At 62.4% G+C, this 16,570-nt stretch carries 12 protein-coding genes; 8 read left to right on the top strand and 4 right to left on the bottom strand.

What is annotated here, in order from left to right; all coding sequences use genetic code 11:
- The first annotated feature begins 90 nt into the window (after positions 1-90).
- Complete coding sequence (gene pbpG, locus ACVWVP_RS22090) at positions 91-1,014, top strand: D-alanyl-D-alanine endopeptidase (RefSeq protein ID WP_176998904.1); 924 nt, start codon at positions 91-93, stop codon at positions 1,012-1,014.
- A 144-nt stretch (positions 1,015-1,158) separates the two neighbouring features.
- Here pbpG and ACVWVP_RS22085 read toward each other — a convergent pair whose 3' ends face one another.
- Entirely contained in the window at positions 1,159-1,821 is a 663-nt protein-coding gene (locus ACVWVP_RS22085) for a peptidase C39 family protein (protein ID WP_178920851.1), read from the bottom strand.
- A gap of 211 nt (positions 1,822-2,032) precedes the next feature.
- Between ACVWVP_RS22085 and ACVWVP_RS22080 the strand changes: the two genes are divergently transcribed.
- A complete protein-coding gene (locus tag ACVWVP_RS22080) occupies positions 2,033-2,194 on the top strand; it encodes a hypothetical protein (protein WP_259175342.1) in 162 nt (53 codons plus the stop codon).
- On the opposite strand, the gene ACVWVP_RS22075 is transcribed toward ACVWVP_RS22080, so the two are convergent.
- Positions 2,191-2,601, bottom strand: coding sequence for a PA0061/PA0062 family lipoprotein (locus ACVWVP_RS22075; RefSeq protein ID WP_178920856.1), 411 nt, complete (start codon positions 2,599-2,601; stop codon positions 2,191-2,193). The genes ACVWVP_RS22080 and ACVWVP_RS22075 overlap by 4 nt on opposite strands.
- Before the next feature lie 226 nt (positions 2,602-2,827).
- Here ACVWVP_RS22075 and ACVWVP_RS22070 point away from each other — a divergent pair, with 226 nt between their 5' ends.
- The 3 genes from ACVWVP_RS22070 to ACVWVP_RS22060 are packed head-to-tail and all read left to right on the top strand — an operon-like array spanning position 2,828 to position 8,610.
- Complete coding sequence (locus ACVWVP_RS22070) at positions 2,828-6,049, top strand: efflux RND transporter permease subunit (RefSeq protein WP_457408023.1); 3,222 nt, start codon at positions 2,828-2,830, stop codon at positions 6,047-6,049.
- Positions 6,039-7,208 (top strand): efflux RND transporter periplasmic adaptor subunit, encoded by a 1,170-nt coding sequence (locus tag ACVWVP_RS22065; RefSeq protein ID WP_259175344.1) that lies wholly within the window; start codon positions 6,039-6,041, stop codon positions 7,206-7,208. The genes ACVWVP_RS22070 and ACVWVP_RS22065 overlap by 11 nt, the downstream gene beginning before the upstream one ends.
- Entirely contained in the window at positions 7,192-8,610 is a 1,419-nt protein-coding gene (locus tag ACVWVP_RS22060) for an efflux transporter outer membrane subunit (RefSeq protein ID WP_457408021.1), read from the top strand. The genes ACVWVP_RS22065 and ACVWVP_RS22060 overlap by 17 nt, the downstream gene beginning before the upstream one ends.
- Positions 8,611-8,715: 105 nt before the next feature.
- Here ACVWVP_RS22060 and ACVWVP_RS22055 read toward each other — a convergent pair whose 3' ends face one another.
- Together ACVWVP_RS22055 and ACVWVP_RS22050 are read right to left on the bottom strand one after the other, a co-directional pair.
- A complete protein-coding gene (locus ACVWVP_RS22055) occupies positions 8,716-9,999 on the bottom strand; it encodes a Zn-dependent hydrolase (RefSeq protein WP_457408020.1) in 1,284 nt (427 codons plus the stop codon).
- 168 nt (positions 10,000-10,167) lie between these two features.
- Positions 10,168-11,655: an NCS1 family nucleobase:cation symporter-1 gene (locus ACVWVP_RS22050; RefSeq protein ID WP_259175348.1), complete on the bottom strand. Its 1,488-nt coding sequence runs from the start codon at positions 11,653-11,655 to the stop codon at positions 10,168-10,170.
- Between the two features lie 591 nt (positions 11,656-12,246).
- On the opposite strand from ACVWVP_RS22050, the gene hydA reads away from it, so the two are divergent.
- The 3 genes from hydA to preA all read left to right on the top strand — a co-directional run bounded on the left by hydA (position 12,247) and on the right by preA (position 16,486).
- Complete coding sequence (gene hydA, locus ACVWVP_RS22045) at positions 12,247-13,686, top strand: dihydropyrimidinase (protein WP_457408018.1); 1,440 nt, start codon at positions 12,247-12,249, stop codon at positions 13,684-13,686.
- 158 nt (positions 13,687-13,844) lie between these two features.
- On the top strand, positions 13,845-15,212 hold the full coding sequence (locus ACVWVP_RS22040; RefSeq protein WP_259175351.1) for an NAD(P)-dependent oxidoreductase: 1,368 nt from the start codon (positions 13,845-13,847) through the stop codon (positions 15,210-15,212).
- Positions 15,212-16,486 carry an NAD-dependent dihydropyrimidine dehydrogenase subunit PreA gene (preA, locus tag ACVWVP_RS22035; RefSeq protein WP_178920867.1) on the top strand — a complete coding sequence of 425 codons (1,275 nt, stop codon included), beginning with the start codon at positions 15,212-15,214 and terminating at the stop codon, positions 16,484-16,486. The genes ACVWVP_RS22040 and preA overlap by 1 nt, the downstream gene beginning before the upstream one ends.
- Positions 16,487-16,570 lie beyond the last annotated feature (84 nt).

Raw genomic sequence — 16,570 nt, 5'->3', positions numbered from 1 at the left:
TTTCTGATCCATACTCCTAAAATGTAACGGCATTTATCAAAAACCCGTTCCCGAACGGTATTTCCTTACTTTTTTAGCGAGTTCATCCGCGTGAAAATTCGTCTCTCTCTCGTCAGCCTATTTTTTGCATTTACAGGCACCTTTGCACACGCCGCCGAAACCACCCTGGCGCCGCGTGATACTTCCAAACTGCAAATCGCCTCCGGCAGCGCCATGCTCGTGGACCTGCAGACCAACAAGGTCATCTATTCCAGCAACCCGGACGTGGTGGTGCCCATCGCCTCGGTGAGCAAATTGATGACGGGCCTGGTGGTGCTGGAAGCCAAGCAGAACATGGATGAGTACATCGACATCAACATCAAGGACACGCCGGAAATGAAAGGCGTGTTCTCCCGCGTGAAAATCGGCAGCGAAATGCCGCGCAAGGAAATGCTGCTGATCGCCCTGATGTCCTCGGAAAACCGCGCCGCCGCCAGCCTCGCCCACCACTACCCGGGCGGCTACCCGGCGTTTATCGCGGCGATGAACGCCAAGGCCAAGGCGCTGGGCATGACCAGCACCCACTACGTGGAGCCCACCGGCCTGTCGATCCACAACGTGTCCACCGCCCGCGACTTGAGCAAGCTGCTGGCCGCTGCGCGCCACTATCCGCTGTTGAGCCAGTTGAGCACCACCAAGGAAAAAACCGTGTCGTTCCGCAAACCCAACTACACCTTGGGTTTCTCCAACACCGACCACCTGATCAACCGCGCCAACTGGGACATCAAGCTGACCAAGACCGGTTTCACCAACCAGGCCGGCCACTGCCTGGTGCTGGTTACCAGCATGGGTAACCGCCCGGTGTCGCTGGTGATCCTGGATGCTTTCGGCAAGTTCACTCACTTCGCCGACGCTGGCCGCATCCGCAATTGGGTCGAGACCGGCAAGAGCGGCTCGGTGCCTGACGTAGCATTGCGCTACAAGGCCGACAAGAACCTGAAGAACCGTCCTAACGCTGCAGAAGTGCGCCGCTAAACCCGCTACCTCCCTGTGTGAACACGGGTTTATGTGGGAGCGGGCTTGCTCGCAAAGGCGGAGTGTCAGTCACCGAAAGTAGCGATTGATCCACCGCGTTCGCGAGCAAGCCCGCTCCCACAGGGGTTTGCGACGCTCTGTTGTTTACTTTTTCTCCGCCAACACCTTCAACGCCTGCGCCGCTGCCTGCTCCTGCCCAGCCTGCGCCGTCGCATTGGCCGCATCACGCCAACGCTGTGCATCCACATTGGCCGGCAACTGGCTCGGGCGCTGGGTCAAAATCCCCCAGTTACCCGCACTCTTCCACGCCGATTCGAAGTCGCTGAAGCTCATCAACAGCCGCCGGTCCATGCCCGATCGCAGCAGCACGGTACTCTTCTGCTGGTTGAACCCCACCACCACGACGTAGCGCGTCCCCGACCAGAAGCTCGAATTGATCCGCGCCATCACCGGGTAACCCGCCGCCACCTGCGCCAGCACCGCCGTCAGCTTGGCATCCACCGGGTACACCATCAGCCCGTACTCGCGCGCCAGCACCTGCATGGTGCGCTCAAGGTTCGCCTCGCCGCCCGGCAAGTGCAGCGGTTTATCCAACAACCCCGGTGTCATGACAATGCCTTGTTGCGACAGCATGCTGGCTAAAGCCGAGGGGCCGCTCTGGTAAGCCTCGCTGCGAAAGGTCGGCACGCCATTGAGTTCGACACGCTCCGGCAGGCCCGCCAGTTTCGACGGCTGCCCGGAACAGGCGCCCAACCCCAGCGCGCAGGCCAGCAACAAGGATGTTTGAAGGTTCGACCGTAACCGCAATTTTCTACTCGCTTGATCAGCTTCCGGTAAGGGCCTTGATCATAGGGCGCCGAGCCACGCCGGTATAGCCCAAGGCCTTAGTAAAACACGCGGGATAGAGCAAAGAAGTTGGACGGACTCGACCATTGGTCAATAGCGGGCAACCGCCAGGTGACTAGACTGTCCATTGAGAAGACTGTGTGTGCCCCGCAGGGGGCGAAAGGAGGCCCGAATGAGCCTTGCAACAACGATTTTCCTGTTGATCTGCGGTTGGCTGGCGGTTGCCGGCGCCATGTTGTGGGGGGTCATGCGCGTGACCCGTCGGCACCATCACCCCCACGTCAAACCGGCTGCACCGGCCAAGCCCCATAAGGCCGCGGTGCACCACGCCTAGCCAGGCATGCAACTGAAGTCCTGCGTCGCAGCCACTTCCTTGCCGTGCCCATCCTTGAGGGAGGCGCGCACGGTGGTGCCCAGGCTGGATTCCACCAGGGTGTAGTGCTCACCCGCCTTGAAATGCTTGTAGTCGACCCGACCCTGGCAGTCCTGCTGGTTGTCGTCGCCTGGCTCTTCTTCGAACAGCGTCACATCCAGGCGATGCTCGCCCGGGGTCACTTCAAAAAAGCGCCCATCATCCACGCGCTTGCCATCCACGCGCTCGGCCATCAGGTCATTCGGTGCTTCTTCCTTCAAACCAATCCAGGCTTCGCTCGGGTCAGCCTTGGGAAGGGGGCCGGCGCAGGCCGACAACAACAGGACAGCACCCAGGGCAGGGATCAACAACAACGGTTTAAGTGACATGGCAGGGCTCCAAAAGGACATCGATAAACGCGGTGGACGGCACTCAACGGTGTCGCGTCCGATGGGTTACAAGCTTGAGGAGCCACCCTTTGTAGAACAAATGAATACATATGAAACGATCTTCAGCCCTTAACTAAATGTTCCTTCACCTCGCTGAAAGGCGCGTGTTAGGTGGGTCGGGCAAGACTGCCGGGGTTTGCAATCCTGCTCCAATGGAGGTTCACGCATGCTCGGGCTGGTAAAGACCGCACTGCAAAAGCCGTACACGTTTATCGTGTTGGCCATATTCATCTGCATCATCGGGCCGATGGCGGCCCTGCGAACTCCTACGGATGTTTTCCCCGATATCGGCATCCCCGTGGTCGCCGTGGTCTGGCAGTACAACGGCCTGTCGCCGGACGCCATGGCCGGTCGGGTGATCTACACCTACGAACGCTCCCTGAGCACCACCGTCAACGACATCGAACACATCGAATCGCAATCGCTGCCCGGCATGGGCATCGTCAAGATCTTCTTCCAACCCGGCGTGGATATCCGCACCGCCAACGCCCAAGTGACGGCCGTTTCACAAACCGTCCTCAAGCAGATGCCACCGGGCATCACGCCGCCGCTGATCCTCAACTACAGCGCCTCCACCGTGCCGATCCTGCAGATGGCGTTCTCCAGCCCCAGCCTGTCGGAAGCCAAGATCCGCGACCTGGTGCAGAACAACATCCGCCTGCCCCTGAGCGCCCTGCCCGGCCTGGCCATGCCCACGCCCATGGGCGGCAAGCAACGCCAGATCACCCTGGACCTCGACCCGCAGGCACTCGCAGCCAAAGGCTTGTCGGCGCAGGACGTGGGCAACGCACTCGCGCTGCAGAACCAGATCATCCCGGTGGGCACCGCCAAACTCGGCCCCAACGAATACACGATCCTGCTCAACAACAGCCCCAAGGCCATCGATGAACTCAACGACCTGCCGATCAAGACCGTCGACGGTGCGCTGATCACCATCGGCCAGGTGGCCCACGTGCGTGACGGTTCGCCACCGCAGACCAACATCGTGCGCGTCGACGGCCACCGCGCCGTGCTGATGCCGGCCCTGAAAAACGGCAGCATCTCCACCCTGTCGATCATCGACGGCATCCGCCAGATGCTGCCGCGCATCAACGAAACCCTGCCGCCGTCGCTGAAGACCTCGCTGCTGGGTGACGCCTCGGTGTTCGTGAAAGAATCGGTCGGCAGCGTGGCCCAGGAAGGCATCATCGCCGCCCTGCTGACCAGTGCGATGATCCTGCTGTTCCTCGGCAGCTGGCGGTCGACGCTGATCATCGCCGCCTCGATTCCCCTGGCCGTGCTCTCGGCCATCGCCCTGCTGGCCGCCACCGGGCAAACCCTCAACGTCATGACCCTCGGCGGGCTGGCGCTGGCGGTGGGGATTCTGGTGGACGACGCCACGGTAACCATCGAAAACATCAACTGGCACCTGGAACAAGGCAAGGCGGTGAAGACCGCGATCCTCGATGGCGCTGCGCAAATCGTTGGCCCGGCGTTCGTCTCGCTGCTGTGCATCTGCATCGTGTTCGTGCCGATGTTCCTGCTGCAAGGCATCGCCGGTTACCTGTTCCGGCCGATGGCCCTGGCGGTGATCTTTGCCATGGCCAGCTCGTTCATCCTGTCGCGTACGCTGGTGCCGACCCTGGCGATGTTCCTGCTCAAGCCCCATGTGCCGGAGCAAGGGCCGGGGCATCACCCGGAAGATGAGTTCATCAACCACCACGAAGGCGAGCAGCACACAAAACCGCGCAATGCCGTGCTGCAAGCGGTGCTGAATTTCCAGCAAGGTTTCGAGCGCCACTTCTCGAATATCCGCGACACCTACCACGGCCTGCTGACCTTGGCTCTGGCCCACCGCAAGCGCTTTATCGTCGGGTTCCTGGGCTGCGTGCTCGCCTCGTTCCTGCTGCTGCCAAGCCTGGGGCAGGACTTCTTCCCAGCCACCGACGCCGGCGCCCTCGCCCTGCACGTGCGCCTGCCACTCGGCACGCGCATCGAAGAAAGCGCGGCCGCCTTCGACCGCATTGAAGCGCGGATCCGCGAAGTGATCCCGGCCGAAGAACTCGACACCATCGTCGACAACATCGGCATTCCCCTCAGCGGCATCGACATGGCCTACAGCAGCAGCGGCACCATCGGCCCGCAGGATGGCGACATCCAGATCACCTTGAAAAAAGACCATGCACCGACTGCCGACTACGTGAAGAAACTGCGCGAAGCCCTGCCCGAAAGCTTCCCCGGCAGCCACTTCGCCTTCCTGCCCGCCGACATCAGCAGCCAGATCCTCAACTTCGGCGCACCCGCCCCGCTGGACGTAAAAATCTCCGGACGCAGCGATGAAGAAAACCGCGCCTACGCGGTGGAACTGGAGCGTCGCCTGCAACACGTACCGGGCATCGCCGACCTGCGCATCCAGCAGTCCACCGGCTACCCGTCGCTGCAAGTGAACGTGGACCGCATGCGTGCCAATGGCCTGGGCATCACCGAGCGTGACGTGACCAACAGCATGGTCGCTTCCCTCGCCGGCAGCTCCCAAGTGGCACCGACCTTCTGGCTCAACCCGGCCAACGGCGTGTCGTACTCGATCGTCGCCGCCACCCCGCAATACCGCCTCGACAGCCTGCCGACCCTGGAGGCCTTGCCGGTGACCGGTGCCGATGGCCAGTCGCAGATCCTCGGCGGCGTGGCCACCATCTCGCGGGTGCAGAGCCCGGCGGTGGTGACCCACTACAACATCGAGCCGACCCTGGACCTGTACGCCAACGTGCAAGGCCGTGACTTGGGCGGCGTCGCCCGCGACGTGCAAAAAGTGCTGGATGACACCGCCTCCATGCGCCCCAAAGGCGCAGTGATCAGCCTGCACGGGCAGATCGATGCGCTGCATGAAGCCTTCAGCGGCCTGAGCTTCGGCCTGCTCGGTGCGGTGGTGCTGATCTACCTGCTGATCGTGGTCAACTTCCAGTCCTGGGCCGACCCGTTTGTGATCATCACCGCGCTGCCCGCTGCGTTGGCTGGCATCGTGTGGATGCTGTTCCTCAGCGGCACGTCGTTGTCAGTGCCGGCCCTCACCGGGGCCATCCTGTGCATGGGCGTGGCCACGGCCAACTCGATCCTGGTGGTGAGCTTCTGCCGTGAGCGCCTGGCCGAACATGGCGACGCACTGAAGGCTGCGATGGAAGCCGGCTATACGCGCTTTCGCCCGGTGTGCATGACCGCCCTGGCCATGATCATCGGCATGCTGCCGCTGGCGATTTCCCAAGAACAAAACGCCCCCCTCGGCCGGGCGGTGATCGGTGGCTTGATCTTCGCCACCGTCGCCACCCTGCTGTTTGTTCCCGTGGTCTTCAGCCTGGTCCACGGGCGTCATCCTACTCGCGCTGTTGCTGGAGAAACTTCACATGTCGTCTGATCACAAACCCTCGCGCAAGCGTCTGATGCTCATGGGTGTCGGCGGCCTGACTCTGGCCGCCCTGTTGGTCGCCAACGGCCTGCACGCCCGCACGATGCACGAACAATCGGTGACCGCCTGGACGGAAACGGCCGCCATCCCCCAGGTGATGGTGTTCCAGCCCAAGCAAAACGCGGCCGGTGACACGCTGCGCTTGCCGGCGCACCTGGAAGCCTGGAGCAAGGCGCCGATCCACGCCCGGGTCAGTGGCTACCTCAAGGACTGGAAAGCCGACATCGGCACCCAGGTCAAAGCCGGGCAAGTCCTCGCCGAAATCGACAGCCCTGACCTGGACCAGCAACTGGCGCAAACCCACGCCCGGCTGATGCAGGAACAAGCCAATGCGCGCCTGGCACAAACCACCGCCACGCGCTGGCAAAACCTGTTGGCCAGCCATTCAGTGTCGCGCCAGGAGGCCGATGAAAAGACCTCCAACGCCGCCGCGGCCAAAGCCAATGCCGAAGCCGCCGCTGCCGACTACGCACGGTTGTCGGCACTGGAAAGCTACAAGACCATCCGCGCGCCATTCGCCGGCACCATCACCGCACGCAACACCGACATCGGCCAGTTGATCAAGGCCGATACCGACAGCGACCCGGAGCTGTTCAACATCGCCGACACCCACCAACTGCGCCTGTACGTGCCGGTGCCGCAGAACTATGCAGCAGTGATCCACCCAGGCCTCGAAGCTGAGCTGACCGTGCCCGAGCACCCGGGCGAGCACTTCAAGGCGCGCCTGATCGGCGACTCCACCGCCATCGACCGCCGCTCCGGCACCCTGCTCGCGCAGTTCGTGGCCGATAACCCCAACGGTGAATTGCTGCCCGGTGACTACGCCGAAGCCACCTTGCCGATCCCGGCCGACACCCATGGCGTGAGCATCCCGGCCAGCGCGCTGATCTTCCGCGCCCAAGGCACCCAAGTGGCGGTACTGGACGCGCAGAACCACGTGCACCTGCAAAACATCCACATCGGCCTCGACCTCGGCGAACGCCTGGTGATCGACCAGGGCCTCAAGCCCGCCGACCGTATCGTCGACAACCCGCCCGATGCCCTGCGCGAAGGTGACCCGGTGCAACTGGCCGATGCCGCAGGAGGTGCGCATGCGCCCAAGGCTTAAGCCCTTCGCGGCCTTGATGCTGCTGGCGCTGCAAGGCTGCTCGATGGCGCCCACCTACACGGTGCCAAGCGTGGACCTGCCCGCCGGCTATCGCGAACAGACCAGCGACGGCCCGTGGCACAGCGCGCAGCCGTCCGACCAGTTGGCACCCGAATGGTGGAAGCTCTACAACGACCCGCGCCTGAGCGCGTTGCAACAACAGCTGCTCAAAGCCAACCCGGACCTGGCCGCAGCGTTGGCGCACTTTGATGCGTCCCAGGCCTACGCCAGCCAGCTGCATGCCGGCTTGTTCCCGCAGCTCACCGCCAGCGCGCAACCCCTGCGCCAGCGGCAATCGGACACGCGACCGTTGCGTGGCAGCACGCAGCCGTCGGTGTACAACAGCAACACCGCCGGGTTTTCGTTGAGCTATGACCTGGACCTGTGGGGCAAAATCCGCAACCAGGTGGCAGCCGGTGATGCCCAGGCGCAAGCGTCTGGCGATGACCTGGCCGTGGCGCGTTTGAGCCTGCAGCGTCAGTTGGCGACCTTGTACGTGCAGCTCAACGGCCTGGATGCCCAGGCGCGGATTCTCAACAGCTCGCTGGACGATTTCAGCCAGGCATTGCAACTGACCCGCAGCCGCTACGAAGGCCAGATTGCCTCGGAGCTGGACCTGACCCGCGCGCAAAACCAGCTGGCCGAAGCCAAGGCTCAACTGGATGAAGTACGCGGCCAGCGCAACCTGACCGAGCATGCGATTGGCGAACTGGTGGGGGTAGCCGCCAGCACCTTCACGCTGCCGCCAAGCCAGCAATTAATCGCGTTGCCCGGCATTCCATCGCAGCTGCCGAGCCACCTGCTGCAACGGCGCCCGGACATTGCTGCGGCGGAACGCAGGGTGTTTGCCGCCAACGCCAACATCGGCGTGGCCAAGGCGGCGTGGTACCCGGATTTTAGTTTGACCGGGTTGATTGGCGGGCAGACGCAGGGGGTCGGCAACCTGTTTTCGGCGGGTAATCGTTATTGGGCGCTGGGGCCATTGGTCAATTTGCCGATCTTCGATGGCGGCCGTTTGAGCGCTAATGAGCGTCAGGCCAAAGCCGAATTCGAAGAAGCTTCGGCGCAGTACCGCAGCCATGTGTTGAAAGCCATCCGCGAGGTGGAAGATAACCTGGCGCAACTGCGAGATCTGCAGCAGGAAGCCCAGGATGAACAAGCCGCGGCGGATGCGGCGCAGCACACCCAGGCGCTGGCGATGAACAGCTACCAGGCGGGGGCAGTGAGTTATCTGGATGTGGTGACCGCGCAGACCGCCGCGTTGCAGGCACAGCGCACGTTGCAGGCGGTGCAGACGCGGCAGTTGCAAGCCAGCGTCGGCTTAGTCACAGCGCTGGGCGGTGGCTGGCAACCCGGCGCCTGATCTAACGCCTTCGCGCGCAAGCCCGCTCCCACATTTGATCGGGTTCACACCGTTCAATGTGGGAGCTGGCTTGTCGGGTCGCCGCATCGCTGCGATGACGGTATTTCAGGCAGCGAGCTTGCCACTGGCAATCGCGGCGGACGCAGCAACCATCGCCCGCAACAACACTGCACACCCCGCCGCCAGATCATCCGGCGCAGCATTCTCGATTTCGTTATGGCTGATGCCGCCCTCGCATGGCACAAAAATCATCCCCGCCGGGCCCAGTTCGGCCACGAAAATCGCGTCGTGCCCTGCCCCGCTGACGATGTCCATGTTCGACAGGCCCAGCCCATTCGCCGCATCGCGCACCGCCTCCACGCAGCCTTTATCGAAGTACAACGGCGGGAAATCCGCTGTGGGCTCCATCTCAAAACTCAAGCCATGTTTGGCGCAGGTCTCATCGATCACCTTGCGCACCTGGGCAATCATCGAGTCCAAACGTGCCGGTTCCAAGTGACGGAAATCCAGGGTCATGCGCACCTCACCCGGAATCACATTGCGCGACCCCGGATACGCCTGCAGGCACCCGACGGTGCCGCACGCATGCGGCTGATGGCCCAGCGCCGCCGCATTCACCGCGGCCACCACCGCCGCCGCGCCCACCAGGGCGTCCTTGCGCAGGTGCATCGGGGTAGGTCCCGCGTGGGCTTCCACGCCGCGCAGTCTCAGGTCGAACCATTTCTGGCCCAGCGCCCCCAGCACCACGCCGATGGTTTTCTGTTCATCCTCAAGGATCGGGCCTTGTTCGATGTGCGCTTCGAAGTAAGCACCGACTTTGTGCCCGCTGACGGCGCGCGTTCCCGCATAGCCAATCGCATTCAACGCATCGCCCACGCTGACGCCGTCAGCATCGACCTTGGCCAGGGTATCGGCCAGGGTGAATTTTTCGGCAAACACCCCCGAGCCCATCATGCACGGCGGGAAACGCGAGCCCTCTTCATTGGTCCACACCACCACTTCCAGCGGTGCCTCGGTTTCCACGTTGAGGTCGTTGAGGGTGCGCAGCACCTCCACGCCGGCCAGCACACCGAAGCAGCCGTCGAACTTGCCACCGGTGGGCTGAGTGTCGATATGGCTGCCGGTCATCACCGGTGGCAGGTTGGGATTGCGCCCGGGGCGACGGGCAAAAATATTGCCGATACCGTCGACGGTCACCGTGCAGCCCGCCGCTTCGCACCATTGCACGAACAGGTCGCGGGCCTTGCGGTCGAGGTCGGTAAGGGCCAAGCGACACACGCCGCCCTTGGGCGTGGCACCGAGCTTGGCCAGGTCCATCAGGGACTGCCACAAACGGTCGCGGTTGATGTGCTGATGGGTGGATTGCAGAACGTCGAGGGCAGCGTTCATGGGGATCTCCTCAGGCTACATTTTTATAGGTTGAACGAGCGTAACTCGATCAAAAATGTGGGAGCGGGCTTGCTCGCGAAAGCGGTCTTTCAGGCAACACTTTCGATAACTGATGCACCGCATTCGCGAGCAAGCCCGCTCCCACATGTGGATTGCATTCCACTTCGGTTACAGCGGGGATTTGGCGGTCACTGGACGGGCCGCACGCTTGGCATTCAGCCCGTAATACATCAAGCCGCCCAATGCCGAACCGGTGAACCAGCCATAGCTGTAGAACCAACTGAACGCATCACTGCCCAGGGACAGCAACGTCAGCACCACCGGCACGCCGAAGGCAATGAAGCCGCTCCAGTTCCACGCCGGGTACACGTCATCGCGGTACAAACCGGCCAGGTCCAGTTGCTGTTTGCGGGTGATGAAATAGTCCACCACCATGATCCCGGCGATGGGTCCCAGCAGGCTGGAGTAGCCCAGCAACCAGTTGGAATACACGGTCTCCAGGCTCACGTCGGACACGATCAGCCCAAGCTTTTTCAGCAGCTCATGGGCCATCAGCGCCAGCCCCACCAGCCCGGTGAGGATCACCGCCGTGGTGCGGTTGATCAGCTTCGGCGCGATGTTCTGGAAGTCGTTGGTGGGCGAGACAATGTTCGCCGCGGTGTTGGTGGACAAGGTGGCGATGATGATCAGCGCCATGGCAATGGCCACCCACACCGGGCTCTGGATATGCCCGATCAGCGTCACCGGGTCGGACACGCTCACGCCCACCAGTTTCACCGACGCGGCGGTCATGATCACGCCGAGGGCGGCGAACAGGAACATGGTCAGCGGCAGGCCGAAAATCTGCCCGAGGATCTGGTCCTTCTGGCTTTTCGCATAACGACTGAAGTCCGGAATATTCAGCGACAGGGTGGCCCAGAAACCGACCATGGCGGTGAGGCCGGCCATGAAGTAACCGGTGAGGCTCGCGCCTTCGGGACGCTTGGGCGGGATCGCCATCAACTCGCTGATGGACACATTGGGCATCGCCCACACCAGCAGGCCGATGCCCACCGCCACCAGCAGCGGTGCCGAGAGGGTTTCCAGGCGCTTGATCGACTCGGCGCCACGCAGCACCACCCACAGGTTCAGCGTCCAGAAGATCATGAAGCCGATCACCTCGCCGGTGCCGCCGAGGGACTTCCAGCCCTCGAAGATCGAGCCCAGGAACAGGTGGATCGCCAGCCCGCCGAACATCGTCTGGATGCCGAACCAGCCACAGGCCACCAGCGCGCGGATCAGGCACGGCACGTTGGAGCCGAGGATGCCAAAGGAGGACCGCAACAACACCGGGAACGGAATGCCGTACTTGGTGCCCGGGAAGGCGTTGAGGGTCAGCGGGATCAGCACCACGATGTTCGCGAGCAAGATCGCCATCAGCGCCTCGCCCACCGACAAGCCGAAATACGCCGTGAGCACCCCGCCCAAGGTGTAGGTGGGCACGCAGATCGACATGCCGACCCACAGGGCGGTGATGTGCCATTTGTTCCAGGTTCGTTCGTGCACCTTGGTCGGTGCCATGTCGTGGTTGTAGCGAGGGCTGTCGAGGACGTCGGGGCCGGCGTCGAGTTCGTACAGGCCGTTGCGCTCAATGACTTGCGATCTGTTCTGTTGCATGGCCGCTCCACGGTTTTTTCGAATTATTTTTGCTCACCCAACGCATCACGCCAGGTGGCCGGAGTACCTCGTAAACAACATGACATCACAGGCCCGGCCAGCCGCCACTGCACTCAATAACCGTGCCGACAACCGTTACCGAAACCGCACCGCTTATATAACGTACTGATGTTTATCAGCTTTCCGATTGGGCCCTGGGGACTTGCTGCGTGACTCAGGCTAAATCACGCGAACGTTATCCGAACTGTCAGGACTCAATCTGGTGCAACACAATTATTTTTATTTCCCATGCCCGTCAAGGGGCATGTCTCAAGCGTCTGATTTGCAATAAGAAATGTTGCTCAATTTAAGAACCTGTCAAGTGCGTCAAAATGGTGAGACAGCGCTTCATTTTGGTGAAAATCATTTTTAATCCTTATAAATCAATACTTTGAATACGATATAAGCTTATAAAAAATCTTCTTGCCCAATCGAAAAACTCGAGCTAGTTTCTATTCCTGTCACCGATGACAGGAATTAACCGACCATCGGTAAGCAGCATTACAACACTTAGAACTGGCACAAGCCGGTCAAGCCTGTGAGGAACTCGACATGTCGCTGTTGATCCGTGGCGCCACCGTTATTACCCATGATGAAAGTTACCGCGCCGATGTTTTATGCGCAGGCGGTCTAATTCGGGCTATTGGTACGAACCTGGATATTCCCGCCGGCACTGAAATACTCGATGGCAGCGGTCAATACCTGATGCCGGGCGGCATCGATCCCCACACCCATATGCAACTGCCCTTCATGGGCACCGTGGCCAGCGAAGACTTTTTCAGTGGCACCGCCGCTGGCCTGGCCGGTGGCACTACCTCGATCATCGACTTTGTGATCCCCAACCCGCAGCAGTCGTTGCTGGAGGCGTTTCATCAATGGCGCGGCTGGGCGCAAAAGTCCGCCTCCGACTACGGCTTTCACGTGGCGATCACCTGGTGGAGCGAGCAGGTGCGCGAGGAAATGGCCGAGCTGGTCAGCCACCACGGCATCAACAGCTTCAAGCATTTCATGGCCTACAAGAACGCGATCATGGCGGCCGACGACACCCTGGTGGCGAGCTTCGAGCGCTGCCTGGAACTGGGCGCCGTGCCCACCGTGCACGCGGAAAACGGCGAGCTGGTGTATCACCTGCAACGCAAGCTGATGGCCCAGGGCATCACCGGGCCGGAAGCGCACCCGTTGTCGCGGCCCTCGCAAGTTGAGGGCGAAGCGGCCAGCCGGGCGATCCGCATTGCCGAGACCATCGGCACCCCGCTGTACCTGGTGCATGTGTCGACCAAGGAAGCGCTGGATGAAATCACCTACGCCCGCAGCAAAGGCCAGCCGGTCTATGGCGAAGTGCTCGCCGGCCACCTGCTGCTGGACGACAGCGTGTACCAGCACCCCGACTGGCAGACCGCAGCGGGCTATGTGATGAGCCCGCCGTTCCGCCCGCGCGGGCACCAGGAAGCGCTGTGGCATGGCCTGCAATCGGGCAACCTGCACACCACCGCCACCGACCATTGCTGCTTCTGCGCCGAACAAAAAGCCGCTGGCCGGGACGACTTCAGCAAGATCCCCAACGGCACGGCAGGTATCGAAGACCGCATGGCCGTGTTGTGGGACGAAGGCGTCAACAGCGGGCGCTTGTCGATGCAGGAATTCGTCGCCCTGACCTCCACCAACACCGCCAAGATCTTCAACCTCTACCCCCGCAAAGGTGCGATCCGCGTCGGCGCCGATGCCGACCTGGTGCTGTGGGACCCCGAGGGTACGCGGACCATTTCCGCCAAGACCCACCACCAGCAAGTCGACTTCAACATCTTCGAAGGCAAGACCGTGCGCGGCGTGCCGAGCCACACCATCAGCCAGGGCAAACTGGTGTGGGCCGACGGTGACCTGCGTGCCGAACGTGGGGCCGGGCGGTATGTGGAGCGGCCGGCGTATCCGGCGGTGTTTGAGCAGTTGAGCAAGCGGGCTGAGCATTCCAGGCCCGTGGCTGTAAAGCGCTGATACCGCATTCGCGAGCAAGCCCGCTCCCACATTCGACCGCGTTCCCCCAGACAAAATGGGGTCGAATGTGGGAGCGGGCTTGCTCGCGAAGAGGCCAGTACAGGCAACAAAAAATGCCCACTTAGAGGCAATCCAAAAAAAACCGTGAGGCCAAACCCGTGATCCAGACCCTGACCCACCTCCCCCATCCCCATGAAGACGGGGCAACGCTCGCCAGCCACTTCACCGACCTGGCGCCGCCGCTCAACGCGCGCCAGGCCCAACTGGAAGCCTCGCGCTGCCTGTACTGCTACGACGCGCCGTGTGTGAACGCATGCCCCAGCGAGATCGACATCCCGTCGTTCATCCGCAACATCCACACCGAAAACATCCAAGGCGCCGCGCAGAAGATCCTCTCGGCCAACATCCTCGGCGGCAGTTGTGCGCGGGTGTGCCCCACCGAAATCCTCTGCCAGCAAGCCTGTGTGCGTAACAACGCCGAAGAATGCGCCCCGGTGCTGATCGGCCTGTTGCAGCGCTACGCGGTGGACAACGCACACTTCACCGAGCATCCGTTTCATCGCGCCGCGTCGACCGGCAAGCGCATCGCGGTGATCGGCGCCGGGCCTGCGGGCCTGGCCTGTGCCCACCGCAGTGCGATGCACGGCCATGACGTGGTGATCTTCGAAGCCCGGGAAAAAGCCGGTGGCCTGAATGAATACGGGATCGCCAAGTACAAGCTGGTGGATGACTTCGCCCAGAAGGAGCTGGATTTCCTGCTGCAGATTGGCGGCATCGAGATTCGCCATGGCCAACGCCTGGGCGACCACCTCACCTTGAGCGAACTGCACCAGCAGTTCGACGCGGTGTTCCTCGGCCTCGGCCTGGCCGCCAGCAAACAGCTCGGCCTGCCCCATGAGGACGCCCCCGGCTTGCTCGCCGCCACCGACTACATCCGTGAACTGCGCCAGGCCGATGACCTCACGCAACTGCCCCTGGCCGACCGCTGCATCGTGCTCGGTGCCGGCAACACCGCCATCGACATGGCCGTGCAGATGGCCCGCCTCGGCGCCCGCGACGTCAACCTGGTGTACCGCCGTGGCCTGGCGGACATGGGCGCCACCCACCATGAGCAGGACATTGCCAAGGCCAACCAGGTCCGCCTGCTGACCTGGGCGCAACCCGAAGAAGTCCTGCTGGATGATCGGGGCCATGTGCGCGGCATGCGTTTCTTGCGCACGCGCATGGAAAACGGCCGCCTGCACCCCACGGGCGAAACCTTCGAGTTGGCCGCCGATGCGATCTTCAAGGCCATCGGCCAGGGCTTCGACAACGCGGCACTGCACGACCCGCTGGCCCAGCAGCTGCACCGCGTGGGCGAGCGGATCTTCGTCGATGAGCACCTGCAAACCAGCGTTCCCGGGGTGTACGCCGGAGGCGATTGCGTCAGCCTCGGTCAGGACCTCACCGTGCAGGCTGTGCAACACGGCAAGCTGGCCGCCGAGGCCATGCACGCCCAACTCATGCTGACTGTGGAGGCTGCGTAATGGCCGATCTCTCGATTGTATTTGCCGGTATCAAAGCCCCCAACCCCTTCTGGCTGGCCTCTGCGCCGCCCACCGACAAGGCCTACAACGTGGTGCGCGCCTTCGAAGCCGGCTGGGGCGGCGTGGTGTGGAAAACCCTCGGTGAAGACCCGGCGGCGGTCAACGTGTCGTCACGCTATTCGGCCCATTACGGCGCCAACCGTGAAGTGCTGGGCATCAACAACATCGAGTTGATCACCGACCGCTCCCTGGAGATTAACCTGCGGGAAATCACCCAGGTGAAAAAGGATTGGCCGGACCGCGCACTGATCGTGTCGCTGATGGTGCCGTGCGTAGAGGAATCGTGGAAAAACATCCTGCCCCTGGTGGAAGCCACCGGTTGCGATGGTATCGAGCTGAACTTCGGCTGCCCCCACGGCATGCCCGAGCGCGGCATGGGCGCGGCGGTTGGCCAGGTGCCGGAGTATGTGGAACAGGTAACACGCTGGTGCAAGACCTATTGCTCACTGCCGGTGATCGTCAAGCTCACGCCGAACATCACCGATATCCGCGTGGCCGCGCGGGCGGCGTATCGCGGTGGGGCGGACGCGGTGTCGCTGATCAACACCATCAACTCCATCACCAGCGTCGACCTGGAGCGCATGGTCGCCCTGCCGGTGGTCGGCACCCAAAGCACCCACGGCGGCTATTGCGGCTCGGCGGTCAAGCCGATCGCGCTGAACATGGTCGCCGAAATCGCCCGCGACCCGCAGACCCAGGGCCTGCCGATTTGCGGCATTGGCGGCATCGGCAACTGGCGCGATGCGGCGGAATTCGTCGCGCTGGGCTGCGGCGCGGTGCAGGTGTGCACGGCGGCGATGCTGCATGGGTTCCGGATTGTCGAGGAGATGAAGGATGGGTTGTCGCGGTGGATGGACAGTCAGGGTTACAACAACTTGCAGGCATTTTCCGGGCGGGCGGTGGGCAACACCACAGACTGGAAGTACCTGGATATCAACTACCAGGTGATCGCCAAGATCGACCAGGAAGCCTGTATTGGTTGTGGGCGTTGCCATATCGCCTGTGAAGACACCTCACACCAGGCCATCGAAAGCGTGAAATTGGCGGATGGCACGCACAAATATGAGGTGATCGATGAAGAGTGCGTGGGCTGCAACCTGTGCCAGATCACCTGCCCGGTGGCGGACTGTATCGAGATGGTGCCGATGGACACCGGCAAGCCGTTTTTGAATTGGACGCAGGATCCTAGGAATCCCTACCGGGAGGCGGTGTAGCCCTTTAGACCGCCTTCGCGAGCAAGCCCGCTCCCACATTCGACTGCATTCCTCCCTCTATAACGCGGTCAACTGTGGGAGCGG

It is taken from the genome of Pseudomonas sp. TE24901 (assembly GCF_054058375.1).
This window is presented reverse-complemented; position numbering and strand designations above follow the sequence as displayed.